This is a genomic window from Marinobacter sp. M5B, from assembly GCF_042604615.1.
GTDB classification, from domain to species: Bacteria; Pseudomonadota; Gammaproteobacteria; order Pseudomonadales; family Oleiphilaceae; genus Marinobacter; species Marinobacter salarius.
On the sequence record NZ_CP156894.1, the window covers coordinates 1583279 to 1606484 of the forward strand.

Below are 23206 nucleotides of genomic sequence, written 5' to 3' on the forward strand. Positions count from 1 at the left end.
GGTCGGGCTTCGTGTTAGCCTCATGTCGTTCTCAATTCAGAAGCCCACTTCCAGACAGCACCGGACCCCGATTATGACCAAAGGTAAAACGGATCTCGCCAATGCGTTGCTCGAGCAACACGTAAAACACGAACTGGCTTCCCTGAAAGGGGCCAAGTTGCGGCGTTTTCTCGAAACCGAAGTGGATGAACTGTTTGACTACGCCGGGGCCATCACCCTGAACCGGCTGACCTCGGCGGAACAGGTTATGGGCGTGATCCAGCGCATTGTGATCAACATGGAACTGGATGCCGGTATCCCGGAACTGGCGGCCGAAATGGCCACGGAGGTATTGAACGCGCCGGTCCAGCGCACGTCCCGGTTACGGGATATTATCACCCGAGAGCAGGCCACCGGGTTCGTCGAAGAGGCCCTTGAACTACGTCAGCAGCGTGAGCGGGTGATCAGCGAGATCATGGCTCACCCGGTCTATCAGGAGCTGGTTTCCAACGTGGTGTATCAGGGCGTGGTGAACTACCTCTACGAGGACAACCTGATTACCAAGAGTGTTCCCGGTGTCGGCTCGATGATGAAGTTTGGCAAGCGCATGGCCAACAGGGCGGTTCCGGGCCTGGACGAGACCTTTGAGCGCCGTTTTAAGGCCTGGTTGTCCGACAGCCTGCCGGGGTTGATCAGCCGGAGTGAACAGTTCCTGAACAAGGCGCTGAGCGACGAGGAGCTGCGCGACAGTGTGATGGCCGTATGGGTGTCACTGGAAGACCGAACCATCGAAGAGTTGCACGAGGGGCTGGGTGACATACAACTTCAGGAGTTTGTGGTTCTGGGGTATGAGTTCTGGCTGCAGTTCCGACAGACGGCCTATTTTGAGGGGTGTGCCAGGGCCGTGGTGGAGCACCTGTTCACCCTGTATGGCGACAAGCCGGTAATTGAGCTGTTAGCTGCCGTTGGGGTCGATCGCGATGTGGTCATGGCGGAGGTGGATGCCTACGCACTTCCTGTGATAGACGTGCTGCGGGAGGAGGGGTATCTTGAGGCCCTGATCCGTCGTCGTCTTGCGCCATTCTATAAGTCGGCCGCGGCGAAAAAACTTCTGCAGCAGGAGAGCTGAGCACTCCTGCGTTCGCGTGGGATGTTTGGCAATGCTGGTACCAACGGAGCTGTTCTGGGCCTATCTGGTGGCCATCTCGCTACTGACTGTCACGCCAGGGGTGGACACCCTGCTGGTGATGCGGAACGCCGGGCGCGGTGGATTGAAACATGGTTTGCGGGATGGCTGTGTCACCAGCGTGGGCATCTGCTGTGGGTTGTTTATTCACGCGACCCTGTCCGCTCTGGGTATTTCGGTGCTGCTGGTAGAGACGGCCTGGGCGTTTACCGCGGTCAAATGGGCAGGTGCCTGCTACCTGATCTGGCTGGGGCTGAGTTCGTTGCGTCAGGCCATGGCCCGGGGCCCCGCAAACGCCGATGAATCCTCGATATCGAGCGCCGAACCGCCATTGATGAAACCGGTATCAATCTGGGTGGCGTTTCGCGAAGGCCTGCTGTCGAACGTGCTGAATCCGAAAACGGCGCTGTTCTATATGGCGTTGCTTCCTCAGTTTATCGATCCCGCCGGGAATGCATTCCAGCAATCGCTGTTCCTTGCGGCGGTTCACTTTGTGCTGGCGATGGCCTGGCAATGTGGGCTGGCGTTGGTGGTGGTCAAATCAAGAAGGCTTGGCGTGGGGCAGGGCGTAAAGCGCATGCTGAACGCGCTGACTGGTGGCTTCTTCGTCGCTATCGGGGCAAAACTGGCGACGCAGTGAAGTGGTGATGTATGAAAAAGGGGAGCCGAGGCTCCCCTTTTTGATGGTAATACGCTGAACGCAGCTATTACTTTTCGAGGTACTGCAGCTTGTCCGGCTTGCCGTCCCACTCTTCGGCTTCTGGCAGCGGGTCTTTCTTTTCGGTGATGTTGGGCCACTTGCCTGCCAGGTCGGCGTTGAGCTCCACAAACTGGACCTGATCCGCCGGCAGCTCGTCTTCCGAGAAAATGGCCTCAGCGGGGCACTCCGGCTCACACAGGGCGCAATCGATGCATTCGTCCGGATCGATTACCAGAAAGTTCGGGCCTTCGTAGAAGCAGTCAACCGGGCATACTTCCACGCAGTCCGTGTATTTGCACTTGATGCAGTTATCAGTAACGACAAACGTCATAGTCAGTTTCCTGGTCCAGTAGTCAATCTCATCAGTGTAATAATAATTGCGCGATATTGTATTGAGCGGCCTGCCCTGTCGCAAGCGCTGAGGCGCACTATCGTTATTACACAGATCAATTCTGCCGCTGAGTTCCGCTATTTCCCCAGCAGTTCTTTCAATTCGTACAGTCGGTTAAGGGCATCCCGCGGAGTCAGTCCGTCCACGTCCAGGTCGGCCAGGCATTCTTCCACTTTGCTGGGCTCCAGGCTGGCGAACATGTCTGCCTGCATAACCGGCTCGCTAACGCGGGCGGTGCGTGGCTGTTTTTCAGGTTCAGCCGGCGCCACGGCGGCATGATCGGCTGCCGGCCTGGCTGGTGCCGCACCGCCTTCAAGATGGGACAACTGCTCCTTGGCATTGCGAATCACGTCCTGGGGCACGCCAGCCAGCTTCGCCACCTGCAAACCATAGCTCTGGCTCGCCGGGCCGTCATGAACGTTGTGCAGGAACACGATGGTGTCGTCGTGCTCGGTGGCAGTCAGGTGAACATTAACGGCGTGCTCAAGATCGTCGGCCAGTTGCGTGAGCTCGAAATAGTGAGTGGCAAACAGGGTGTAGCAGCGAATGTGTTTGGCCAGGTGTTCCGCTGTCGCCCACGCCAGGGACAGGCCGTCGAAGGTGCTGGTGCCGCGCCCCACCTCGTCCATCAGCACCAGGCTGTATTCCGTGGCGTTGTGAAGGATATTGGCGGTCTCAGTCATTTCCACCATAAAGGTTGAGCGGCCGCCGGCGATGTCGTCTGACGACCCCATGCGGGTGAAAATACGATCCAGTGGCCCGATGACCACGCGGTTGGCGGGCACATAGCTGCCGGTGTAAGCCAGCAGGGCAATCAGTGCTGCCTGGCGCATGTAGGTGGACTTACCGCCCATGTTGGGGCCGGTGATCACCAGCATGCGCCGTTGCTGGTCCATCAGCAGATCATTGGGCACGTAGGGATCGCTCAACAGCTGTTCCACCACCGGGTGGCGGCCTTCTTCGATATCGAAGCCGGGCGTGTCACTGAATTCCGGGGCATTGAAGCGCAGGCTGGTGGCCCGCTCGGCAAAGTTGCTGAGCACATCCAGCTCCGCCAGGGCCTGGGCAGCGTCCTGCAGGGGTGCCAGTTCTGCGGCTACGGTTTCCAGTACCTCGTCGTACAGGGCTTTCTCCCGTGCCAGCGAGCGGCTCTTGGCGCTCAGGGCCTTGTCTTCGAATTCTTTCAGTTCCGGGGTGATAAAGCGTTCGGCGTTTTTCAGGGTCTGACGGCGGATGTAGTCCACTGGCGCCTGCCCGGACTGGGCGCGGGTGATTTCAATGTAGTAGCCGTGTACCCGGTTATAACCCACTTTCAGCGTGCTGATCCCGGTACGCTCGCGCTCACGAGTCTCAACGTCCAGCAGGAACTGGCCTGCGTTCTCGCTGATGTTACGCAGCTCGTCGAGCTCTTCGTCAAAACCTTCGCGGATAACGCCGCCATCCCGGATGACCACCGGCGGGTTGTCGATAATGGCCCGTTCCAGCATGTTCGCCAGTTCCGGATATTCACTGATGGTCGTGGCCAGCCTGACGATGTGGTGGGATTCGACCGAGGTCAGCGATTTTTGCAGCTCAGGCAGTGCCTGAAAGGCATCCCGCAGCCGTGCCAGATCCCTTGGGCGCGCTGAACGCAGCGCCACGCGGGCCAAAATCCGCTCGATATCACCGATGCTTTTCAACAGGTCATGAACCGGCTCATAGTGAAAGCCGTCCAGAAGTGCTGAAACCGCCTGCTGGCGTTGTTCCACCACGGTAATGTCCCGTAAGGGCCGGTTAAGCCATCGTCTTAGCTGGCGCCCACCCATGGCGGTCGCCGTCCGGTCCATCACCCAGGCCAGGGTGTGCTGGGTGCCGCCCATGAGATTAGTGTCGATTTCCAGGTTACGGCGGCTGGTGGCGTCCAGGATTACCGCTTCCTCGCGCCGTTCACGGCTGAGCTTGCGAATGTGGGGCAGGGCGGTGCGCTGGGTTTCTTTGGCGTACTGCAGCAGGCATCCGGCGGCGCAGATGGCCAGCGTGAGGTCTTCGCAGCCAAAGCCGGTCAGGTCGCGGACCTGCAGTTGCTGGGTAATCACGCGGCGGGCGGTGTCGGACTCAAACAGCCATGGGCCCTGGCGACGGATACCGGTATAGCCGTCCAGTACGTCCTGATAAGGAAAGTCCTCACTGATCAGGATCTCCGCTGGGCGCAGGCGCTGGAGTTCCCCTTGCAGGCCCTCGAGATCGTCCAGTTCAGACACGGTAAACCGTCCGCTGGAGATGTCGAGGGAGGCAAAACCAAACTGCTCCCGGTGGCTGTAGATGGCGACCAGGAGGTTATCCCGGCGGTCCTCCAGGAACGCATCGTCGCTCAGCGTGCCCGGCGTCACAATGCGAACCACCTTGCGCTCTACCGGCCCCTTGCTGGTCGCCGGGTCGCCAATCTGTTCGCAAATGGCGATGGATTGACCAGCACGAACCAGACGTGCAATGTAGCCTTCAGCGGAATGGTAAGGAATGCCCGCCATGGGAATCGGGCTGCCCCCGGACTGCCCTCGGGCCGTCAGGGTGATATCCATCAGTTCGGCGGCTTTCTTGGCATCCTCGTAGAACAGCTCGTAAAAGTCCCCCATGCGGTAGAACACCAGTTCATTGGGGTGTTCACCCTTGATCTTGAGGTATTGCCTCATCATCGGGGTGTGGTGGGACAGATCGGTCTGGGCTGCTGACATGAACGGTTCCGGATCCATTGGCTTTATGTGAAGGCAGGGATTGTAAGAAAATAACCGCCATGATGAAACGAAGGAGATCATTATGCCACTGACTGACGAGGCATTGGCGGAAGCCGGCACGCAATTGGCTGACGTATTAATGCAACGCGAGCTTACGATAGCCACTGCCGAAAGTTGCACTGGCGGCTGGGTTGCCAAGGTGCTGACCGACCGCGCGGGCTCTTCTTCCTACGTTCTGGCGGGACTGGTGACCTACAGCAACGATGCAAAAAGGGGCTTGCTGGGTGTGACTGAACCGTCGCTGGGGGAGCACGGCGCGGTTAGCGAACCGGTGGTACGGGAAATGGTTGCTGGTGCCCTGGCGGCCACGGGTGCGGATGTGGCTGTTGCGATCAGCGGCGTGGCGGGCCCTGGTGGCGGCAGTGACGACAAGCCGGTAGGCACGGTGTGGTTTGCCTGGGGGCGCTCTCCGGCTGACACCGAAGCGGTGGTTGAGCAGTTCCAGGGCGACCGTGATCAGGTTCGGCGCCAGGCGGTTCTTTATGTGTTACAGGGAGTTAGGGGCTTTCTGGAAAAGCCCTGAAACGGAGGGGTTGGTCTTGCCTTCGTGTTGTGTTTTAATACTGTTCAAATATACAGGAGTCCGGTTTTTCCGGGTTCCGCAGTCCATGATTTTGGCCGCCGGGCTCCCGTCCCGATAACGGCATTGGCGACAGAGGGTTTGCAACGATGGAAGACAACCGCAAGAAAGCACTGGGTGCAGCACTGAGCCAGATCGAACGCCAGTTCGGCAAGGGCGCCGTCATGAAGATGGGCGACCAGCCCAGGGAAGCGATCCCTGCGGTATCCACCGGTTCCCTGGGCCTGGATGTGGCGCTGGGAATAGGCGGTCTGCCTTATGGTCGCATCTGTGAGATCTACGGCCCGGAAAGCTCTGGTAAAACCACGCTGACCCTGCAGGTGATTGCCGAGGCCCAGAAGGCTGGAAAAACCTGTGCGTTTGTGGATGCGGAGCATGCCCTGGACCCGGTCTATGCCGAAAAACTGGGCGTGAACGTGGATGAACTCCTGGTATCCCAGCCGGACACCGGTGAGCAGGCGCTGGAAATCTCTGACATGCTGGTACGCTCCAACGCTGTTGACGTCATCATCGTGGACTCCGTGGCAGCGCTGACGCCCAAGGCCGAAATTGAAGGTGAGATGGGGGACAGCCATGTTGGTCTCCAGGCCCGCCTGATGTCCCAGGCGCTGCGTAAGCTGACGGGTAACGTCAAGCATGCCAACTGCCTGCTGATCTTTATCAACCAGATCCGCATGAAAATTGGTGTGATGTTCGGCAGCCCCGAAACCACCACCGGCGGCAACGCCCTGAAATTCTACTCATCCGTTCGCCTGGACATTCGCCGCATCGGTGCTGTTAAAGATGGCGATGAAGTGGTGGGCAACGAAACCCGAGTGAAAGTGGTCAAGAACAAGGTATCTCCGCCGTTCAAGCAGGCCGAGTTCCAGATCATGTACGGCAAGGGCATCTACCACATGGCCGAAGTGCTCGATATGGGTGTGAAGGAAGGCTTCGTGGACAAGTCCGGCGCCTGGTACGCCTACAAGGGCGACAAGATCGGCCAGGGCAAGGCCAATGCCTGCAAGTTTTTGGAAGAGAACCTTGAGATCGCCAATGAGATCGAAGCGGCGGTGCGTGACAAGCTGATGCCCAAGCCGGCCAAGAAAGAAGAAGCGGCAAAGGAAGAGGCAACAGCAGACGCGAACGGTGAGCTTCTCTAAGCTCTGTTATTAGTTCCTGCGTTATCGGGGAGATAGTATGGATGCGAAGAAAAAACTACTGGTTGTCGCCCATGCACCCTCCCCGAATACCCTTAAACTAAGGCAAGCCGTAGAGCAGGGCGCAAAACACGAAGACATCGAAAATGTCGAGGTCACGGTGCTCCCTCCGCTGGAAGCAGGCCCGGAAGATGTTCTGGCCTGTGATGCCATCATCCTCGGTACCACTGAAAACCTTGGTTACATGAGTGGTGCGTTAAAGGATTTTTTTGACCGCAGTTACTACCCCTGCCTTGAGAAAACCCAGGGTTTGCCCTTCACCTTCTACATCCGCGCCGGTCTCGACGGTACCGGCACCCATCGCGCTATCGATTCCATCACCACGGGCCTGCGTTGGCGGCTGGTGCAGGAGCCATTGCTCTGTCATGGCGACTATCGGGACGAATTCGAGGATCAGTGCCGGGAACTGGGGCTCTACATGGCCGTCAGCCTGGATGCCGGGCTGTTCTAGGAAGCTTTAGCTGGCGTAGCGGTTGTACAGGCCTTCAATGCGGGAAAGGGCATTGTCCACGGTTCGTGAATACCCCTTTTTGTCGAAACAGTAGCTGAACTGGATGCTTACCCGGTAGCCGGTCTGATAGGGCTGGCAACTGATCACCCGGGCGGCGACACGGGATTCGCAGATGTACTTGCCATGAAAGTCCATATAGAGACGGGCGCCAGACTCTACTGGCCTTGGGCAAAGCACCGCCATGCCATAGCGATTCAGGTCCAGGCAGGTGACAGCGGTTGAATTCTTCCCTCGACCAAAGAAGCCACGCTCCTGCAGCTGTACCTTCAGGCACATGGCAGGGTAGCGGTCCTTGATTCTGCGGTCTGCGGAATCACTCATCATACGTTGGCATCCGTTGCGTATCTTGTGATTATTATTGGCCCGTTCTTCCACCGGGACGTTGAAGTCTAGTGCCCACGATGGTGACTGAAAAATGACCAAGCGAAGAACTGTGACCGGGTTATCAAAATGGGGCTGCAGTGTGCCGACAGCAAAATCATGCCCCTAATGACATGGTGTTCAGGCCTGGGTGCTGACCAGTCGTCCCCTGCGGTCTTCGGTGGGAGCGGCCTTGCCGGTTTTCGGGTTCAGTAATCGCGGGCTGCGCCTGGACCGCTTCTTGCGGCGGTCTGGCCCCTCAAAAGCCACCTGTGCCCGGCGTCGGTCGGGCTGTACACGTCGGTCGCCCTGCGGTTTTTCCGGCGACGGTGACGCCTGTTGCGGCTGCGGTGCGGTAAAGGGTTTGCGTTTTCGCAGTGACTCCAGCACCGTCAACGGTTGTGACTGATTTCGATAAATATCCATTGAATGAGTGTCCCGCCCTGAGGTTGAGGCCTCTGTTATTATGCCCGATTGATCAATTTATCGACAAGTTGGGCTAAATCTTTAGCGAGAGCGCGACAGGGCCGGCCCCAGATTCTACAATGAGCGGCCAACACCAAAATGCTTTCATACCGTTACAGGACCGAACCTTGAAGTCACTGTCCCTGAACCAGCTCTACAAAGCCTGTGTTTTAAAAGATCTACCGTTCAAGACCACGCGACAGCTCGAGCCCCTGGCGGAAATTGTTGGCCAGAATCGGGCCCAGGCAGCGGTGCGTTTTGCGCTTGCCATGCCCCATGGCGGTTACAACGTCTACGCCGTGGGCCGTAACGGCTTAGGCAAGCGCACGATGATGCTCCGTTATCTGGAGCATCACGTGGACACTGAGAATCAGAGCCACGACTGGTGTTATGTCGCCAACTTCGAGGAACCGCGAATTCCCCGTGTTCTTCAGTTGCCCGCCGGTAAGGGCACCGAGCTCAAACAGGATATGGAAAAGTTGATGGGGCGTCTGATGAAGATGATCCCCCAGACGTTCGACAGCGACAGTTTCCTTGAGCGTGCAGAGCAGCTGAAAAACGGGTATGGCAAGAAGCAGGAAGATGAACTGGAGAAGGTGGCGGCCCAGGCCAAGCGAAAGAAGGTCAGCCTGAATATTACGACACCCGGCGGCTATCGGCTGGTGGCGATGAATGGCGAGGAACCCCATACCGCTGAATCCTTCCAGGCATTGACAGAAGCTCAGCGGGACAAATTCGAGAACGACATCAACAAGCTCGAGAAGAAGCTGCGTCAGGCCCTGCGCAAACTGGCGGATTGGGAGCAGGAATACGCCGAAAGCCAGCAGGCACTCAACGAGGAAACACTGGAAAGCATCTCCGGACACCAGATCGACGAGTTGATCGAGAAATACAGGGATATGCCGGAGGTGGTTTCGTATTTCGAGGAAGTGCGTAAGGATCTGTCCGAGAGCCTGGAAATTTTTCTGGAAGACAATGAAGAGCAGGCGGCCATCGCCTATGCGTCGCTGGATAAAAAAATGCCCCGGCGCTATCTGGTCAATGTGCTGGTTCACCAGAAAACCGACGAAGTGCCGGTTGTGGTCGAGGACAATCCCACCTACCACAACCTGTTTGGCTACGTGGAAAGCGTAACCTTCAAGGGTTCGGTGTTTACCGACTTCTCGCTCATACGCCCTGGCAGTATTCACCGTGCCAACGGGGGGTATCTGCTGATGGATGCGATCAAGGTGCTTGAGCAGCCATTTGTCTGGGACGGGTTGAAGCGTGCCTTGCGATCCAAGTCCATCCAGATCAACTCGCTGGAACGGGAGCTGACCCTGTCGGGCACGATTTCATTGGAACCCGAAGCGATTCCGCTGGACGTAAAGATCGTACTGTTTGGCGATCGGGAAACCTGGATGCTGTTGCAGGAATACGACCCCGAGTTCGCTGAGCTGTTTCGGGTCACCGCAGACTTTGAAAACGAGATGATGCGTACGGACGAGAGCCAGCTCCTGTACGCCAAGTTCATCGCCAGCCTGGTGAACGAAAAGAAGCTGCTGCATTGCAGCAACAAAGCCGTGGCACGTGTGATTGAGCACAGTTCGCGCATGGCAGAACATCAGGATCGGCTGTCGCTGCACGCAGCGGATATCGCCAATCTGCTGAGGGAATCTGATTACTGGGCGAGACAGGCGGGGGCAAAGCTGATCCAGAACTCCCATGTGGATCAGGCATTGGAGAGCGCCCAATATCGCAGCAGCCGTATCCGTGATCAGTTTTACGACTCCATCCGCGATGGCACCACGCTGGTGTCCACGACGGGCACCTGCGTTGGGCAGGTGAATGCGTTGTCAGTGCTCTCTACCGGCGGATTCGAGTTTGGTTTGTCCAACCGTATCACTGCCACCTGCTATTATGGAGATGGCGGTGTGATGGATATCGAACGGGACGTCAAACTGGGTGGTAACATTCACTCGAAAGGGGTGATGATCCTCAGTTCCTGGTTGTCTGCCCATTTTGCCGTTACGGATCCCATGCACCTGTCGGCCAGCCTGACCTTCGAACAGAACTACGGCGAAGTGGACGGTGACAGTGCCTCACTGGCGGAACTGTGCGCCCTGGTGTCTGCGTTGTCCGGCCTGCCTGTCAGGCAGGACCTGGCGATCACCGGGTCGGTGAACCAGTTCGGAGAGGTTCAGCCCATTGGTGGCGTGAACGAGAAGGTTGAAGGCTTTTTCAGCACTTGCAGGCTGACCGGGGAACTCACTGGCACCCAGGGGGTGATTGTACCCTCCACCAACGTCCAGAACCTGATGCTTGAGCAGGAGGTTGTCCAGGCTGTTCGCAATGGACAGTTTGCCGTGCATGCGGTCAGCCGTGCCGAGGAAGCGATTACGCTGTTGCTCGGTAAACCGGCAGGCAAGGCTGATGACAAAGGCAGGTACCCTAAGCAGAGCGTTTTTGGCATTATCCAGCAACGTCTGGAGAAAATGCGCGAGCATGAGCGTCAGGAGCATGCCCGGGACGACCACAAAGATCCGTCGATTCATTAAGAGCCACGGCGGTCATTGAAAGGAGAGACAAGGCACATGACTGATACCCAGCAAACGGTCTACGTAGTTGAGGACGATGAGGCGGTTCGTGATTCTCTTGAACTGCTGCTGAAATCCGATGGCAAGCCGGTCAAGACTTATGACAATGCCAACGCATTCCTCAAGGATTACTCCGAAAAAATGGCCGGCTGTATCGTACTGGATATCCGCATGCCGGGCATGGATGGTATGGAGCTCCAGAAGAAACTGAATGAAAAGCACTCCATCCTGCCAATTATCTTCGTCACCGGGCACGGTGATGTCCCCATGGCCGTGGATGCCATGAAAGAGGGCGCGGTCGATTTCATTCAGAAACCCTATCGTGAAGAGGCCCTGCTCCAGAAAATCGAAGCCGCCCTGGAACAGGACAAGGAGCAGCGCAAAACTCTCGGTGAGAAGCAGGAAATCCTGCGCCGCGTAAAAAGCCTGACGCCCCGGGAACATGAAATCATGGATCGGATGATTGCCGGGCAGGCGAACAAGGTCATTGCCATCGAACTGGAGATCAGCCAGCGTACCGTGGAAATTCATCGCTCACGGGTGATGCATAAGATGGGTACTCATTCACTGGCACACCTGGTCCGTATGGTTCTGTCCGTAAAGGACCTTATCGACGCGCGCTGATTTGGCCGGCATCATGCATTCATCATCGTAACCGGCCGTACTTCTATGACAGATGCTGTCCTTGAGACAACAGACGTAACGGTTCTGCTCGTTGACGACAACCCGCAGAACCTCAAGGTTCTCTATGAGACCCTGAAAGACAAGTGTTATCGCCTGCTCATTGCCAACGATGGTGAAAAGGCGCTGGACCTTGCTCATCGCCATCAGCCGGAAGTGATCCTTCTCGACATCATGATGCCGGAACTTGACGGCTATCAGGTGTGTGAACGCCTCAAGGCAGACCCGGTTACGTCAGACAGCGCCGTGGTGTTTCTCTCCGCTCTGGATGATCTGCAGGCGAAAGTCCGGGGATTCTCCCTGGGAGGCGCTGACTACATCTCCAAGCCGTTCCAGGCTCAGGAGGTGATTGCCCGGGTGAAAACCCATGCCAGGGTCATCCGCCTTGAGCGGGCGCTTCAGGCCCGTAATCGCCAGCTTGAAAACGATCAGGCCCGCATACTCAATTCCATCAGCGAAGGTATTTACGGTCTCGACGCCAGGGGTACCATCGTGTTCGCCAATCCGGCGGCGGCGCTGATCATGCGCAGGTCTGTTGAAGAGTTGATTGGTGAGGGTTTTTTCGATCTCCATTTCCGCACCGCCGGCCACGGATGTGAGTCACTCCCTATCTATGCCACCTGTACCAAGGGTGTTGCGGAGAACCAGCGCGATATTGAGATGTTACGCGCAGATGGTTCACCGTTTCCGGTGGAGTATCGTGCGACACCGAAACTGGATGGTGATGAACTGCATGGCGCGGTTGTGGTCTTCCGTGACATCACTGCTGAGCTTGAAAGTGAGCGGGCACTGGACGACGCCCGGCACATGGTTCAGGAGCAGCGTGAGCAGTTGGCCCACTTCTCCCGCCTGACCACCATGGGGGAGATGGCTGCCGGTGTGGCACATGAGGTTAACCAGCCACTGACGGCCATCACCAACTATGCCCGCGTTGCCAAGCGCGTGTTGGCCAAGGAAGCGCCGGACCACGAGTTGCTTGAGGAAACGCTGGAGAAGATCGAAGCCCAGTCACACCGCGCCAGTGAGGTGATCCGACGCATCCGGCGGTTTATGAAGAAGCCGGCTGCCGGAAAGGATGTGTTGTCGATTGCGGCGCTGTTGGAAGATACCCGCCAGTTCGCAGAAGTGGATATCCGCAACAACGAGGGCGGCGTCGAGATTTCGGTGGCCAATGACGTGCCGGATGTCCTGGCGGACCCGATTCAGGTACAGCAGGTTGCGTTGAACCTGATTCGTAATGCCTTGGAGTCCACTCGCAGCGCCCAGTCGGAAAAGCCTGTGGAGGTAACCGTGGCGATGTCAGGCACGGGCTGTGTCCGTGTGGCGGTCACCGATCATGGTGTTGGTCTGCAGGACGATGCGGAAGAAAAGCTGTTCCTGCCGTTTTACACCACCAAGGAAGAAGGCATGGGGATTGGCTTGCCCATGTGTCGATCCCTGATCCAGGCCCAGGGCGGTGATATCGGGTTTGAGCGGCCCGAGCACGGTGGTGCGTGTTTCTTCTTTACCCTGCCGGTCGCCGGGGCCGTGGGTTCGCCCTGTGCGTCCACTGACGGCTCCGGAGAGCCGACAGAGTAACCTCTCTCCCCACTTAACTTTCCCAATGTATCTGGCCGCTCAGGTGGGGTGCGTTTCCGGACGCATTCAGTAGCTGATAATCCCAGCCGTCTTGCCCCGCCTGCCAGTTGAGTTGTGCGGTTCCGGGAAGGAACAGCGGTTTCTTGAACTGGCAGGAGACGGATATCGCGTCCGGGCGCCAGCCGCTTTGCTGTTCCAGTAGTGCCAGCACTCGGGCCTTGCTCCACATGCCGTGGGCAATCGCCCGGGGGAAACCGAAGGCCTTTGCGGTCAGCGCGTGAAGGTGTATCGGGTTTCTGTCACCGGATACCCCCGCGTATTGCCGGCCAATGGATTCCGCGGCACTGATGTCGGTGGTCTCAGGGTAGTGGGGCAGTTCGGGAGGTTTATCGCCCGAGGCCTTTTTGCTTTTATCCGGCTGCCGGAACAGGTTGGTGCTCGTCTCTTCCCACACCAGCCTCCCTGCGGACCAGGCTTCGGTGACCAGATCGAACTCCAGGCCCCTCGACGTATTGTTCTGACCGTCCAGCCGTGCGGTGATGTCCAGCGTTTCCCCGGTGCCGATGGCTCGGTGCTGCGTGATGTTGTTGCGAAGGTGAACGAGCCCAAGCAGGGGCAGTGGGAAGTCTTTCTCGGTCAGCAGTTTCAGATGCAACGGAAACGCCAGGATGTGGGGCCAGGTGATGGGCACGTTAGCCTGTGTATCGAAGCCACATACCTTCCGGTAGCGTTTCAGGTTATCGTTGGCCGTACTGACACCGATTAATCGGGTGGACAGGCCGGGGATCCTGAGTTCGTCGCCGGATGGCTTGGTTTTCGGGAGTAGGGCCTTGCTGTAAAGCGACCATAGGCCGGGCGGGTGACGGTGGTAGATTGAAGTATCTGTCATATTGCTATCTCTCCTGGTACACCTGTGCGTCTGTGGCCTGATATGCTCTAATATAAGACTAAGGTCTCAGAGTCTGGCAAACCCGGCCAGTATGAGCATTGACCTGGCTTGCCAGCAAGGTTGTCCGGCCGGCCAAGCCGATTAATAAACAACTATAAAGCGGGATTTTATGCAGGAACTTCGCGATGCGGGTGTGATGTTGCGCCTGATTTATCAGGCCATGAAACGCAAAGGGATTGATACAGATGCCATTTTTGCCCGGCTGGGAGTGGATGAAGACTATGTCTACACCGAGCAGCTAAGAACACCTCACAGTGCCCAGTTGTATTTCTGGCAGGTGGTTGAGGATGTGTCGGGTGACTCCGACGCCGGCCTCCACCTGGGTCAGTTGTTACCGGCCTACAAGGGGCAGGTACTGGAATATCTGTTTCTGAGTAGCCCCACGTTTGGCGAGGGCCTGCGGCGGGCTCAGAACTATCAGCGCCTGTTGAGCGATGCTGCCAATACCGACTTCTTCATCGAGGGCGACGAGGCTTGCATGGTTCTGGATGCCGCTTCCAGCGAAGTCAGCCGTCTGCGGCACTTCAACGAATGTTTCGTGCAGGGCCTGATTACCTTTTTCAGATCGATCACCGATGACAGCTTCTATCCGTCGCGCATCGAGTTTGAGCATCAGCGTGAGCATGGCCAGGAGCATGTGATCGACGTGCTTGGCTGCGATGTCATATTTGGCGCCAAGGAAAACCGGCTGTATTTCCCTGCCACCCTGCTGTCCCATGCTTCACCCCATGCGGAACCGGAGTTGCTGGACCTCCATGAGCGGTTTGCCAGTGAGCAGGTGGCCCGTCTTGAGAAGAAAGACATCGTCGGACAGGTCGAGCGGATTGTTGCGGAACTGCTGGACAGCGGCGAGGTTACTCTGGATGCCGTGGCCGAGCGTCTTGGCATTAAGCCCCGAACCCTGCGTACCCGCCTGACTGAAGCAGAAACCAGCTTCAACCAGGTGCTGGCGGATTTCCGTTATCGCCTGGCGCGGCAGTTGCTGGCAACCACCGACGAATCCATTGACGAAATCGTTTATCTCACCGGCTTCTCGGAACCCAGTACTTTCTACCGGGCGTTCAAGCGTTGGTCGAGCATGACGCCTATCGAATACCGAAAGACCGCACAGGGAAAGGATGCCATGGTTGATGCCATGTAAGAGCCTTCTGAAAACCGAACTTTTTTCATGAAAAACGTTGACATGCAGGGCGGCCTCTTTATAATGCGCCCTCGTTGTCACCGAGCAGTCACACCCTTGATTGCGCCCGAGGTGGCGGCTCACGCGGAGCGGTAGTTCAGCTGGTTAGAATACCGGCCTGTCACGCCGGGGGTCGCGGGTTCGAGTCCCGTCCGCTCCGCCATTTTCCCTTCTTTGATTACCTCTTTTTGTTGTCATTCCCGATTCATCTCTCTGTAATATTGTCCATGCTATCGTTCTCCTGTTTGAAACTTGGGAGACGAATAATGTCCGATTACGAAGAAGAGCTGATGGATTGTCAGTTTGAAGACTATGATGATGATGACGATACTCTGGACGATGCCACTGAGTTGTAGTGGTGCTTTCAGGTTTTTAGAGAATGCCTTTGGCAGCCTGCTCCGCCAGGTACTGTTTTCGATGTTCCCCCGGGCTGGTGTTGAACCAGCGACGCCACGCCTTATGAAATGCTGCCGGATTGGCAAAGCCCAATAGCCACGCAATTTCTGACAGAGATACCCGTGTTTCCCGTATGTACTCGACAGCCAGCTCCTTGCGGGTGTCGTCCACCAGTTCCCGAAATCCGGTGTTCTCCTCTGCCAATTGCCTTTGAAGTGTCCAGGGCGCGACGCCGAGCTTATGGGCGACGGTCATCAGGGTCGGAGTGCCGCCCTGTAGCAGGGGTGGGAGCTGGTCTTTCACCCGGTCAGCCGTGCTCCACCCGGCGCGGATACGTGACAGTTCCAGTGCGCACTGCCCTGACAGTGACTCGAACATGGCGGCCTGCGCCTGTAGCGAAGCGGCTTCCGCTATTCCCGGGGCCAGTCTGAGGCTGTTGCCTTCGGCACCGAACTTCACCGGGCACCCGAACCACTGTTCAAACACATCGTCGTAACCCTGGGAAGGGTACTCAATGCAGACCCGTTCAACGACCCGGTCGTGGCCGGTAATGAGCCTCAGGAATTGGGCCCAGGCTGCAAGGACCGAATCCACCACGAAGTAATTAAACGCGTTGTAGGGTTTGATGGAGTAAAAATGCGCTTCACGGCCCTTGCCGGCTGTCCAGGGAACACCCCTGCTGTTGCGGCTGTTGAGTAGGGAATAATGAATCAGCGTGCTGATGGCTTCGCCAGCTGTGGCGGCAGATTGGGCGGCAAGCCCTGCGATACCCGCGTCCACGGGGCGAGACAGCTGGCCCATCGTCAGGCCGAGCGCGGGGTTGCCGGTGAGGGCGATAGCCGCCTGACCCATTCTCATGAACCGGGGGATGCTGATCCGGGCCGCAGGCGCTCCCAGTGCTTGTTCGTCCAGCCCAAACCGGCTCAGCAGGTCTGTGGGGTCCCGGCCTTCGGCCCGAAGTGCGCGGGCCATGACGGCGACGTACAGCACGCTGATATCGCCAAGGGGGTTTTTGTGTCTGGTGCTCGTTTTCATGATGCAGGTATTGTCCGACAAGTCGTTACAGGATATCAAACTGTTGTTTCGGGATATTGTTTGGGAAGGGCCGGATGGCTAATTTAGAGCCCATATCACGGCATTGCCGATCCAATAACAGGAGAGAGATCATGACCGAATCGACACCGGGCGTTAAACGTTACCCCAATTTGCTGGAGCCGTTGGATCTCGGGTTCACGCGTCTTCGCAATCGTACACTGATGGGGTCCATGCATACTGGCCTGGAAGAGGCGAAGAATGGTTTTGATCGGCTTGCCGCTTTCTACGCCGAACGTGCCCGTGGCGGTGCGGGTTTGATTGTGACTGGTGGTATTTCCCCGAATGTGGAAGGTGCGGTGTTCCAGCACGCGGCCAAGATGAACACCCAGGAAGAAGCGGACAAGCATCAGGTGATCACCCGCGCGGTGCATGAGGCCGACGGCAAGATCTGTATGCAGATTCTCCATGCCGGTCGCTACGCTTATCATCCGGAGCTGGTGGCCCCGTCCGCGATTCAGGCACCCATCAACCCGATGAAGCCTAGAGAGCTGGACGAAGCGGGTATCGAAAAGCAGATTGAGGATTACGTCAACTGCGCGGCGCTCGCGCGGGAAGCCGGGTACGACGGCGTGGAGATCATGGGTTCGGAAGGTTACTTCATCAACCAGTTCATCGTGGCCCATACAAACCATCGTACTGACCAGTGGGGTGGCAGCTACGAGAACCGCATTCGACTGCCGATCGAGATTGTTCGCCGGGTTCGCGAGCGCGTGGGCAGCGATTTCATCCTTATTTACCGTTTGTCGATGCTGGATCTTATCGAAGATGGCAGTACCTGGGATGAAGTGGTGCAATTGGCGAAAGAAATCGAGAAAGCCGGCGCCACCATTATCAACACCGGCATCGGCTGGCATGAAGCCCGTGTACCGACCATTGCTACCTCTGTGCCTCGGGGCGCGTTTACCAAGGTAACGGCGCGCCTGAAAGACGAGGTCAGCATCCCCCTGGTGACCACCAACCGCATCAACATGCCGGATGTTGCCGAGAAGATCCTCGCGGAAGGCGATGCTGATATGGTATCCATGGCCCGTCCGTTCCTGGCGGATGCGGACCTTGTTCTGAAGTCTGCCGAAGACCGCGCGGACGAAATCAACACCTGCATCGGTTGCAACCAGGCCTGCCTGGATCATACCTTCAGCGGCAAGCTGACCTCTTGTCTGGTCAACCCCCGTGCCTGCCACGAAACTGAGCTGACCTACGTCAAAACCGCCGAGCCCAAAACGATCGCGGTGGTTGGGGCCGGCCCCGCAGGCCTGGCGTTTGCGACGGTAGCGGCGGAGCGTGGTCATAAAGTAACGCTGTTTGACGCCGGTAGCGAAGTGGGTGGTCAGTTCAACGTGGCCAAGCGGATACCGGGCAAGGAGGAGTTCTACGAAACCCTGCGTTATTTCCGGGTCATGCTGGACAAGCACGGGGTGGACGTACGCCTGAATACCCGTGTGGATGTCGATGCCCTCAAGGCTGGTGGATACGACCATGTGGTGCTGGCCAGCGGCGTCAGCCCGCGCACACCGGAGATTGAGGGAGTGGATCACCCCAGTGTCATTGGTTACCTGGATGCGCTGTTGGGTCGCAAGCCCGTAGGGCAGAAAGTGGCGGTGATTGGTGCCGGTGGCATCGGCTTCGACGTCTCGGAATTCATCGTCCACAAGGGCACCTCGGCGGCGCTGGATCCCGAGCACTTCATGCGTGAATGGGGAGTGGACCTGAGCGTTGGTCATCGTGGCGGTATTCAGGGCATGGAGCCGGAGGTGCCGGAGCCGGCCCGCGAGGTGTACCTGTTGCAGCGCAAGGCATCGAAAGTCGGTAAAAACCTGGGCAAGACCACAGGCTGGATTCACCGCACTTCACTGAAGAATCGCCAGGTGCAGATGGTTCCGGGCGTGAGCTACCGCAAGATTGATGATGACGGGCTGCACATAACGGTGACCCCGAAAGGTGCCGAGCAGGGAGAGGATAGGGTATTGCCGGTGGATACCATTGTTGTGTGTGCCGGCCAGGAGCCTTTGCGTGAGTTACAGAGTGGGCTTGAAGCCGCTGGAATGAAGGTGCACTTGATCGGTGGCGCCGACGTGGCCGCGGAACTGGATGCCAAGCGCGCGATCAATCAGGGCAGCCGCCTGGCAGCGGAGCTCTGAGTGCCACGGGCGTGCGGGCCCTGATCACAAAACGTTGCAGTTTTACTCTACCTTCAGAGGTTTGACCCGCTAGACTATTATCCGGAAGTCTGTCAGTTTGAAGCCGGCCCCGCGCACTGTGCAGGGCCGGTTTCTGGTGTCTGACGAAAAAACGGAACACTTTTGGTGTGTTTGTCGTGTAGCGGTCGGGTTTTCGGAGAGTGGGGAGTTAGCAATGGGGTCTGCCGACCAGGCAAGCGATGGTTATTCGGCGGTGTTTTTCATGGACGGCAGCGACGTGTCGCGCCAGATGCGTGCGTCTGAGTTCGGAGCCTTTCTTGATGGCTACGTTGGCCTGTCCGACCTGGCAGATACCGATGTAAAGGCCGTTTACGTATTGCTTGGCAGCGACCTTCTGGTGCGTTCGCTGGTTTTCTTCCGAATCTATTTTGATGAGGAAGGCAGGGCTGACAGCCATTGGAACTTGCCCGTAGAAAAACTGGCCCGCAAAGGTGCCAAGGGCCCGGATATGGGTGCTGGTCCGATTCGATTGGTGTGTCGCAGTCAATGCCCGAAGTCTGCCAGTGCCGAGGATTTCTGGGATCCTGATATGACCCCGGGAAGCAACCACTTCCAGGCCATTCGGCGCGCCGTGGATGCGAACACACTGAGGTTCCGCAAGGTGGAGCCCACGCCGGAAGAGGATATTCCTGTGTTGGGTGCCGAGTCCCGTTCCCAGGAAGAACCTGAGGTTTCCGCAGACCGGGTGCGGCTTGCCCGTGTTATCCGGGAACAGCGGCTTCGCATCAAAACCCTGCAAAGTGTTCATCGCGATGCGCTGTCTGATCTGCAGCGTGAAAACCGCCATGAGATGCAGGCTCTGCGTAATGAAACCGCCGAACTCCAACAGAAGTATGAGCGCCAGAAACTCAGCAATGAGCAGCTGAAAAAACGCCTTGCTGAGCGCAATGAACAGTACCTGATGATGCAGGAGCAGATCGCCAGTGGTGAGGCCCGTAATGAGCGCGAGGGTGCTACGGCGGATGCCGAGGTGGTGTTGCTGCGAGAGCAACTGGAGCGCCGTCAGCGCGAACTGGAATTGAGAGACGAAAAGATCGTGGTGCTGGAGCAGGAAAACTATGACTTGCGACACCAGCCGCCAACCGAAAATTCAGTCATGGATCACCTGCAAAACCATTCGGTCTTCCTGGTGGCCTACCACGCCGGGGTAGGTCATATTACCCTGCCTTACGATGATATCGAGAGCTATTTCCGCAACCCTGTGGCCTACGCTGCTGAGCGTTGCGGGCTCAATGAGCCGGCCTACCGGCAATGGCTTGACCACTATGAACACCCGGTCTGCCATCATAAGCTTACCAACGGTAAACCCTGTGGTGAGCCCGTCATGCGCATCAGTCAGCCGGCTGAGTTTCGGGCAGAGGTGGATGATCGCTGCGAACAGCACCGGCCGAAGGACTCCAACTAACCTGCCTCTAGCGATTTCCTGCGGGATCTTTTTTCAGAATCGGGCCGTATTTCGTTACTATGGGTGCTGATACGCCCCCGGGTGATGAATCAGTTCCGCCCCGGCCCAACCCAGACACCCACAGGAAGCTACATGGATCAATTCAGAAACATTGGCGTGATTGGCCGCATGGGCAGCGTAAAGGTGGTCGAATCGCTGCGTCAGCTCAAACAGTATCTGGTGAGCAATAACTATCACGTGATCATTGAGGAAGACACCGCCAGTATGCTGCCTGGTCATGGTCTTCAGGTGGCCAGCAAGAAGCTGCTGGGTGAAATTTGTGACCTGGTTATTGTAGTGGGTGGTGATGGCAGTTTGCTGGGCGCTGCCCGGGAACTGGCCAAATCCAAGATTCCGCTGCTGGGTGTGAACCGTGGTCGTCTTGGTTTCCTGACCGATATTTCTCCGTCTGACCTGGAGGAACGGCTGGGCAAGGTCCTGCAGGGGAAATACATCGAAGAGACACGTTTCCTGCTGGATGGGCACGTGGAGCGCAATGGCCAGCCGCTGGGCTTTGGAACCGCCCTGAATGACGTGGTGCTGCATCCCGGCAAATCGACCCGGATGATCGGGTTCGACCTCTACATCGACGGACATTTCGTATACAGCCAACGCTCGGATGGGCTTATCGTGGCTACGCCGACCGGGTCGACCGCCTATTCGTTATCGGCGGGCGGGCCGATCATGCATCCGAAACTCGATGCCGTCGTGCTGGTGCCCATGTTCCCGCACACGTTGAGCAGTCGCCCGATCGTGGTGGACGGCAAGAGTGAGATCAAGCTGGTGATCGGTGAAACCAACGAAACCTATCCGCAGATCAGTTTCGACGGGCAGATGAACATTGCCTGTGCCCCCGGCGACATCATCCGAATCACCAAGAAACCCTTCAAGATTCGCCTGATTCACCCCGCGGATCATAATTTTTACGCCACATGCCGGGACAAGCTGGGCTGGGCCAGTGAGATTGCAGCGAGCTAACAACATGCCAGGACAGGAAAGATCCGCGAGCCGCGGCTACGACATTATCGGCGATATTCACGGATGCGCTCATACCCTGGTGCGGCTACTGGACCAGATGGGCTATCGCAAGGTTAACGGTGTCTATGAACACCCCCGGCGCCAGGCCATATTCATTGGTGACATTATTGATCGCGGACCTCGTATCCGTGAGGCACTGCATCTGGTCAGGGACATGGTCGAGCACGGTTCCGCCCGCATCGTAATGGGAAATCACGAGTACAACGCCCTGGGCTACTGCACCCGTGCCCGCCCCGGCAGTGGCAAGACGTTCCTGCGGGAGCACAATGCCCGGCACGACCGGTTGATCCGCGAAACCCTCGAACAGTTCGAGCATTACCCCCACGAATGGAACGAGTTTCTGGAGTGGTTCTACACCATTCCCCTGTTTATCGATGAGCCGGATTTCCGGGCAGTACATGCGTGTTGGGACAGTGACCTGATCACCAAATTCAAGGAAAATCAGGGAGGTGCCTGTATCGATGACGAGTTCCTCCATGCATCGGCGGCGATTGAGTCCTTCGCCGGCCAAGTCATGGATACCTTGCTGCGCGGCACGGATCTTCGCTTGCCGCCGGGCGTGAAGATTACCGGTAAAGACGGCTACGTCAGGGAGTTTTTCCGCACCAAGTTCTGGGCTGATAACCCGAAAACCTACGCCGATGTGGTGTTCCAGCCCGACCCCTTGCCGGAGGACGTCGCCTGTCGTGAGCTGACGGACGCTGAGCGAGGCCAGCTGATCAGCTATCCCGCTTCAGCGCCACCGGTGTTCGTGGGCCATTACTGGATGGAAGGCGAGCCGGCACCACTGAAACACAATGTGGCCTGCATCGACTTCAGTGCGGTCAAATACGGCAAGCTAGTGGCCTATCGCCTGGATGGCGAACGTACCCTGTCCCGTGACAAGTTCGTTTGGGTGGATGTGGAGAGGCCGGAGCAGCCGGACTATCCCACCAGCGAAGACAGCGTGGCGAGGTAACCTGTGTATCGCGTGAAACAGATTGAGACCGACATAAACCTGGCTGGTTTCAGTCGTTGGCTGAAAGAGCAGGGGGTGGAGCACCGGATCACCGAGGAGGGTGGGTCACAGGTGCTGTGGCTGGAGAACCCTGAGCATACGGAGCCGGTGTTACAGGCCCTTGAGCGCTTCCTGAAGGAACCCGAGGTGCAGGACGCTGTCAATACGACAGCGCAATCGCCGGTGTTTGTCGGGGGGCGTTGGCAGCCGTCGCCACGCCACGCACCCATGGTGCTCGCCATGATTGCCCTGGCCGTATTGATGGCTTGGGTGACGGCCATGGGACAGAATCAGCTATCCACCCTGTTGATGTTCGTCGATCCGCGTTTCTATGATGTTGGTACCATGGCGGATCGAATCCAGGCGCTGTCTTCTACCTTGGCTGGTGGGCAGGTCTGGCGCCTGATCACGCCGGATTTCCTGCATTTCAGCTGGACCCATATCATCTTTAATTCCGTCATGTTGTGGTTCCTGGGCAGTCAGGTTGAGTGGTTCGATGGCCGTGCGCGGTTACTTGCCCTGTTCGTAGTGACCAGCCTGCTGTCCAACGGATTGCAGTACATCGTGAGTGGGCCTCTGTTTGGCGGTCTGTCTGGCGTTGTGTACGGCATTCTGGGTTATTGCTGGTTGAGCCAGCGGCGCGTGCCCCGTTTCCAGTTCCCGCCTGCACTGGTGACGTTTGCCGTGGCCTGGATGGTGATTGGCTTTACGCCATTTACCGAAATGGTGGGGTTGGGGCAGATGGCAAATGAAGCCCACCTGGGAGGCTTTGTGGCTGGCCTTGCCCTGGCGGCCATTTTGCCGGTACCAAAAAAAGCCCCGCGAAACCGCGGGGCATGAAAAGAGCGTATAGCTCCTGATGAGAGAGACCAAATGAATACGACCTTCGTCATTTGGTGAGTTAATGATAATCATTATCGTTTATTGTTGTC

At 57.5% G+C, this 23206-nt stretch carries 20 protein-coding genes and 1 tRNA gene; 15 read left to right on the forward strand and 6 right to left on the reverse strand.

What is annotated here, in order from left to right; all coding sequences use genetic code 11:
• The first annotated feature begins 73 nt into the window (after positions 1 to 73).
• Positions 74 to 1108, forward strand: a complete 1035-nt coding sequence (locus tag AAGD24_RS07165) for a hypothetical protein (protein ID WP_379866987.1) — start codon at positions 74 to 76, stop codon at positions 1106 to 1108.
• A gap of 31 nt (positions 1109 to 1139) precedes the next feature.
• Positions 1140 to 1805, forward strand: coding sequence for a LysE family translocator (locus AAGD24_RS07170; protein WP_036204562.1), 666 nt, complete (start codon positions 1140 to 1142; stop codon positions 1803 to 1805).
• A gap of 67 nt (positions 1806 to 1872) precedes the next feature.
• On the opposite strand, the gene fdxA is transcribed toward AAGD24_RS07170, so the two are convergent.
• Together fdxA and mutS are read right to left on the reverse strand one after the other, a co-directional pair.
• Complete coding sequence (gene fdxA, locus AAGD24_RS07175) at positions 1873 to 2196, reverse strand: ferredoxin FdxA (RefSeq protein ID WP_007151871.1); 324 nt, start codon at positions 2194 to 2196, stop codon at positions 1873 to 1875.
• 137 nt (positions 2197 to 2333) lie between these two features.
• On the reverse strand, positions 2334 to 4967 hold the full coding sequence (mutS, locus tag AAGD24_RS07180) for a DNA mismatch repair protein MutS (RefSeq protein WP_379866989.1): 2634 nt from the start codon (positions 4965 to 4967) through the stop codon (positions 2334 to 2336).
• An 82-nt stretch (positions 4968 to 5049) separates the two neighbouring features.
• Here mutS and AAGD24_RS07185 point away from each other — a divergent pair, with 82 nt between their 5' ends.
• From AAGD24_RS07185 to AAGD24_RS07195, 3 genes are all read left to right on the forward strand, one after another.
• Entirely contained in the window at positions 5050 to 5550 is a 501-nt protein-coding gene (locus AAGD24_RS07185) for a CinA family protein (protein WP_228210812.1), read from the forward strand.
• Between the two features lie 146 nt (positions 5551 to 5696).
• A complete protein-coding gene (gene recA, locus AAGD24_RS07190; protein WP_036204567.1) occupies positions 5697 to 6749 on the forward strand; it encodes a recombinase RecA in 1053 nt (350 codons plus the stop codon).
• Between the two features lie 37 nt (positions 6750 to 6786).
• Positions 6787 to 7257: a flavodoxin family protein gene (locus AAGD24_RS07195; protein WP_379866991.1), complete on the forward strand. Its 471-nt coding sequence runs from the start codon at positions 6787 to 6789 to the stop codon at positions 7255 to 7257.
• 6 nt (positions 7258 to 7263) lie between these two features.
• Here AAGD24_RS07195 and AAGD24_RS07200 read toward each other — a convergent pair whose 3' ends face one another.
• Together AAGD24_RS07200 and AAGD24_RS07205 are read right to left on the reverse strand one after the other, a co-directional pair.
• Positions 7264 to 7641 (reverse strand): PilZ domain-containing protein, encoded by a 378-nt coding sequence (locus tag AAGD24_RS07200; RefSeq protein WP_036204571.1) that lies wholly within the window; start codon positions 7639 to 7641, stop codon positions 7264 to 7266.
• Between the two features lie 177 nt (positions 7642 to 7818).
• A complete protein-coding gene (locus AAGD24_RS07205) occupies positions 7819 to 8103 on the reverse strand; it encodes a hypothetical protein (protein WP_036204572.1) in 285 nt (94 codons plus the stop codon).
• 167 nt (positions 8104 to 8270) lie between these two features.
• Here AAGD24_RS07205 and AAGD24_RS07210 point away from each other — a divergent pair, with 167 nt between their 5' ends.
• From AAGD24_RS07210 to AAGD24_RS07220, 3 genes are read left to right on the forward strand one after another with little or no spacing between them, the layout of a single operon-like run.
• Positions 8271 to 10679, forward strand: a complete 2409-nt coding sequence (locus AAGD24_RS07210; RefSeq protein ID WP_228210815.1) for a Lon protease family protein — start codon at positions 8271 to 8273, stop codon at positions 10677 to 10679.
• Between the two features lie 36 nt (positions 10680 to 10715).
• Complete coding sequence (gene fixJ / locus AAGD24_RS07215; RefSeq protein ID WP_007151863.1) at positions 10716 to 11342, forward strand: response regulator FixJ; 627 nt, start codon at positions 10716 to 10718, stop codon at positions 11340 to 11342.
• A 45-nt stretch (positions 11343 to 11387) separates the two neighbouring features.
• Positions 11388 to 12977, forward strand: coding sequence for a response regulator (locus AAGD24_RS07220; protein ID WP_379866994.1), 1590 nt, complete (start codon positions 11388 to 11390; stop codon positions 12975 to 12977).
• Between the two features lie 13 nt (positions 12978 to 12990).
• Here the strand turns inward: AAGD24_RS07220 and AAGD24_RS07225 are convergent, their stop codons facing one another.
• Positions 12991 to 13866, reverse strand: coding sequence for a MaoC/PaaZ C-terminal domain-containing protein (locus tag AAGD24_RS07225; RefSeq protein WP_036204579.1), 876 nt, complete (start codon positions 13864 to 13866; stop codon positions 12991 to 12993).
• A 169-nt stretch (positions 13867 to 14035) separates the two neighbouring features.
• Here AAGD24_RS07225 and AAGD24_RS07230 point away from each other — a divergent pair, with 169 nt between their 5' ends.
• Entirely contained in the window at positions 14036 to 15067 is a 1032-nt protein-coding gene (locus AAGD24_RS07230) for an AraC family transcriptional regulator (protein ID WP_036204580.1), read from the forward strand.
• Positions 15068 to 15192: 125 nt separating this feature from the next.
• A tRNA-Asp gene (locus tag AAGD24_RS07235) sits at positions 15193 to 15269 on the forward strand.
• Between the two features lie 209 nt (positions 15270 to 15478).
• Here the strand turns inward: AAGD24_RS07235 and AAGD24_RS07240 are convergent.
• Positions 15479 to 16537 carry an AraC family transcriptional regulator gene (locus AAGD24_RS07240; RefSeq protein WP_075195588.1) on the reverse strand — a complete coding sequence of 353 codons (1059 nt, stop codon included), beginning with the start codon at positions 16535 to 16537 and terminating at the stop codon, positions 15479 to 15481.
• Positions 16538 to 16668: 131 nt separating this feature from the next.
• Between AAGD24_RS07240 and AAGD24_RS07245 the strand changes: the two genes are divergently transcribed.
• From AAGD24_RS07245 to AAGD24_RS07265, 5 genes are all read left to right on the forward strand, one after another.
• Positions 16669 to 18735: an NADPH-dependent 2,4-dienoyl-CoA reductase gene (locus AAGD24_RS07245; protein WP_091644146.1), complete on the forward strand. Its 2067-nt coding sequence runs from the start codon at positions 16669 to 16671 to the stop codon at positions 18733 to 18735.
• A gap of 214 nt (positions 18736 to 18949) precedes the next feature.
• Entirely contained in the window at positions 18950 to 20200 is a 1251-nt protein-coding gene (locus tag AAGD24_RS07250; RefSeq protein ID WP_041334726.1) for a DNA repair protein, read from the forward strand.
• A 132-nt stretch (positions 20201 to 20332) separates the two neighbouring features.
• Positions 20333 to 21217 (forward strand): NAD(+) kinase, encoded by an 885-nt coding sequence (locus AAGD24_RS07255; RefSeq protein ID WP_007151855.1) that lies wholly within the window; start codon positions 20333 to 20335, stop codon positions 21215 to 21217.
• A gap of 4 nt (positions 21218 to 21221) precedes the next feature.
• Positions 21222 to 22235, forward strand: coding sequence for a metallophosphoesterase (locus AAGD24_RS07260; RefSeq protein WP_036204586.1), 1014 nt, complete (start codon positions 21222 to 21224; stop codon positions 22233 to 22235).
• A gap of 3 nt (positions 22236 to 22238) precedes the next feature.
• Positions 22239 to 23114, forward strand: coding sequence for a rhomboid family intramembrane serine protease (locus tag AAGD24_RS07265; RefSeq protein ID WP_036204588.1), 876 nt, complete (start codon positions 22239 to 22241; stop codon positions 23112 to 23114).
• Positions 23115 to 23206 lie beyond the last annotated feature (92 nt).

Excerpts from the sequence above, each read along its gene's own strand:
- AAGD24_RS07165 (WP_379866987.1), top strand. The coding sequence starts at position 74 with ATGACCAAAGGTAAAACGGATCTCGCCAATGCGTTGCTCGAGCAACAC.
- AAGD24_RS07170 (WP_036204562.1), top strand. The coding sequence starts at position 1,140 with ATGCTGGTACCAACGGAGCTGTTCTGGGCCTATCTGGTGGCCATCTCG.
- fdxA (WP_007151871.1), bottom strand. The coding sequence starts at position 2,196 with ATGACGTTTGTCGTTACTGATAACTGCATCAAGTGCAAATACACGGAC.
- mutS (WP_379866989.1), bottom strand. The coding sequence starts at position 4,967 with ATGTCAGCAGCCCAGACCGATCTGTCCCACCACACCCCGATGATGAGG.
- AAGD24_RS07185 (WP_228210812.1), top strand. The coding sequence starts at position 5,050 with ATGCCACTGACTGACGAGGCATTGGCGGAAGCCGGCACGCAATTGGCT.
- recA (WP_036204567.1), top strand. The coding sequence starts at position 5,697 with ATGGAAGACAACCGCAAGAAAGCACTGGGTGCAGCACTGAGCCAGATC.
- AAGD24_RS07195 (WP_379866991.1), top strand. The coding sequence starts at position 6,787 with ATGGATGCGAAGAAAAAACTACTGGTTGTCGCCCATGCACCCTCCCCG.
- AAGD24_RS07200 (WP_036204571.1), bottom strand. The coding sequence starts at position 7,641 with ATGATGAGTGATTCCGCAGACCGCAGAATCAAGGACCGCTACCCTGCC.
- AAGD24_RS07205 (WP_036204572.1), bottom strand. The coding sequence starts at position 8,103 with ATGGATATTTATCGAAATCAGTCACAACCGTTGACGGTGCTGGAGTCA.
- fixJ (WP_007151863.1), top strand. The coding sequence starts at position 10,716 with ATGACTGATACCCAGCAAACGGTCTACGTAGTTGAGGACGATGAGGCG.
- AAGD24_RS07220 (WP_379866994.1), top strand. The coding sequence starts at position 11,388 with ATGACAGATGCTGTCCTTGAGACAACAGACGTAACGGTTCTGCTCGTT.
- AAGD24_RS07225 (WP_036204579.1), bottom strand. The coding sequence starts at position 13,866 with ATGACAGATACTTCAATCTACCACCGTCACCCGCCCGGCCTATGGTCG.
- AAGD24_RS07230 (WP_036204580.1), top strand. The coding sequence starts at position 14,036 with ATGCAGGAACTTCGCGATGCGGGTGTGATGTTGCGCCTGATTTATCAG.
- AAGD24_RS07240 (WP_075195588.1), bottom strand. The coding sequence starts at position 16,537 with ATGAAAACGAGCACCAGACACAAAAACCCCCTTGGCGATATCAGCGTG.
- AAGD24_RS07245 (WP_091644146.1), top strand. The coding sequence starts at position 16,669 with ATGACCGAATCGACACCGGGCGTTAAACGTTACCCCAATTTGCTGGAG.
- AAGD24_RS07250 (WP_041334726.1), top strand. The coding sequence starts at position 18,950 with ATGGGGTCTGCCGACCAGGCAAGCGATGGTTATTCGGCGGTGTTTTTC.
- AAGD24_RS07255 (WP_007151855.1), top strand. The coding sequence starts at position 20,333 with ATGGATCAATTCAGAAACATTGGCGTGATTGGCCGCATGGGCAGCGTA.
- AAGD24_RS07260 (WP_036204586.1), top strand. The coding sequence starts at position 21,222 with ATGCCAGGACAGGAAAGATCCGCGAGCCGCGGCTACGACATTATCGGC.